This is a genomic window from Sodalis sp. dw_96, assembly GCF_018449575.1.
Lineage (GTDB): Bacteria > Pseudomonadota > Gammaproteobacteria > Enterobacterales > Enterobacteriaceae > Acerihabitans.
The window spans coordinates 1-1,681 of the sequence record NZ_JAAVUT010000051.1 but is presented as its reverse complement, the minus strand read 5'-3'; the positions used below and the strand labels follow the sequence as shown (position 1 = coordinate 1,681).

Annotated in this window: 2 protein-coding genes; one reads left to right on the top strand and one right to left on the bottom strand. The window is 52.8% G+C overall.

Annotation, left to right across the window (positions count from 1 at the left end; genetic code table 11):
• The first annotated feature begins 430 nt into the window (after positions 1–430).
• Positions 431–637 carry a hypothetical protein gene (locus tag HB631_RS26715; RefSeq protein WP_213994201.1) on the top strand — a complete coding sequence of 69 codons (207 nt, stop codon included), beginning with the start codon at positions 431–433 and terminating at the stop codon, positions 635–637.
• 488 nt (positions 638–1,125) lie between these two features.
• On the opposite strand, the gene HB631_RS26710 is transcribed toward HB631_RS26715, so the two are convergent.
• Positions 1,126–1,380, bottom strand: coding sequence for a hypothetical protein (locus HB631_RS26710; protein WP_213994200.1), 255 nt, complete (start codon positions 1,378–1,380; stop codon positions 1,126–1,128).
• Positions 1,381–1,681: the final 301 nt, after the last annotated feature.

The following is a 1,681-nucleotide window of genomic DNA, read 5'->3' as shown; positions in this document are numbered from 1 at the left end:
TTGAATGTACAGACGTTTACATCATCCGACATTTATATCACCACCACTGGGACAACTAAAATTCACTTGCGTGGAGTTGGCGGTGGTGGAGGTGGTGGTGCTTGCCCCGCCTGTGGGACTAACCTTTCCGCAACGGCACACGGGGGACAGAGCGGGGCGTATGCAGAAGCATTAATTCCTATCGATTCAGCGACTACTTATTACATTTCCATAGGTGCTGCGGGAGCAGGTGGTACGCCTGGCAGTAATAATGGTATGTCAGGTGGCACAACTTCATTTGGTAATTTGTTATCCATTCCCGGCGGTGGATTCGGAATCGGCGCAGGCACTCCAACGACAGCATTGCCATCGGCTGGGCGCGGGTCTAATGGAACCGTATTACCCGCTTTGTCCACAGGAATTTTAATATCGGCTCTTGTCGCTGCGTTGAATGGCTCACCGCGAGTGGTTTTGGGAACATATTATGGCGGTGGTGCCGGTGAGGATGGAGGCAGTACTCCATTTGGACATGGGGGGCAGGGCGGAAGTAGTTCCGCTGGCGGCAATGGTGATGGTAATGGTGCCGGTGGAGGCGGTGCACAACAATCATCGGGCGGCGCCGCGGTACAAGGTGGCAACGGATCTCAGGGTTGTTTGATTATTGAGGAGTATGCTTGATGGTTAAATACGCTGTTACCGAGAATAACGCGGTGGTTAATACAATCATTTGAAATGGTGTATCCGATTGGACACCACCCTCCGGCAGCACGTTGGTGCCAATCCCAAATGATAATGTTGCGGGCAGTGGGTACAGCTATACGACAGCAGGCGGCTTTACTGCACCGCCCGCAGAAACAATAAATTGATTATGCCCCCGCGCCGATTGTTGCAGGCGGCGCGGTAAATACTCCAGTCGAAGCGCCATAGATATAATTGATTCCCGCTATGGTTGAGTCAGGTATCAAAACTACCGTGCTGCCCCCGGTCGGGATCCATGTTGTTTCGCCATCCCAGATTACCGTGTTGAGCTCGGTAATATTCTCAAGCACTGCGTAAATGGATATTATGCATACTCCCAAATTTCAACATACCCATTCCCACCATTCCCCCCGGCATAAGCAGGCGACGCGGCTGTATTGGAGCCGCCTAATGCCCCCGATCCACCCGATCCGCAAAACCCGGGTTGGCCAATACCTGCGGATCCACCGATTGAACCCCCACCCGCAAATTTATAACTCCGTCCACCTCGGCCACCCTGACAATTACCGATTGCTGTAAGAAGCAACCATCCCCCCTGATCACCCTTTGTATTGAATAAGTTTCCACCGGTAGCAGCCCCGCCTGTCCCTCCGATTTGCTGTACAAGGTTTCCAGAAAGCGCTTGCGACGAATTGATAGCACCAAAGGCACCTCCATTCGCAATAATTGCCCCATTAAACGATGAAGCACCCCCTGCACCGACGGATGATGTAGTTGCTAAGCCGCCAGCGCCTATAATTACCGATGCAGAATTAGGAACGGCAGTAAGCCAGCTTTCGGCATAACCCCCTGCGCCTCCACCGGCTGCACCGGACATATAACCCGTAGCGCAAGCAATGGCGTACCCTCCCGCGGCGCCTGCACCCTGGACGATGACGAGCGCTTTATTGGTACCTGGAGCTTTAGTGTAAGTGCTTGTTGAGGTAAATAGCTGAATATTTAG

Bases quoted from the DNA above. Each gene is read 5' to 3' on its own strand.
- HB631_RS26715 (WP_213994201.1), top strand. From the start codon at position 431: ATGGCTCACCGCGAGTGGTTTTGGGAACATATTATGGCGGTGGTGCCG.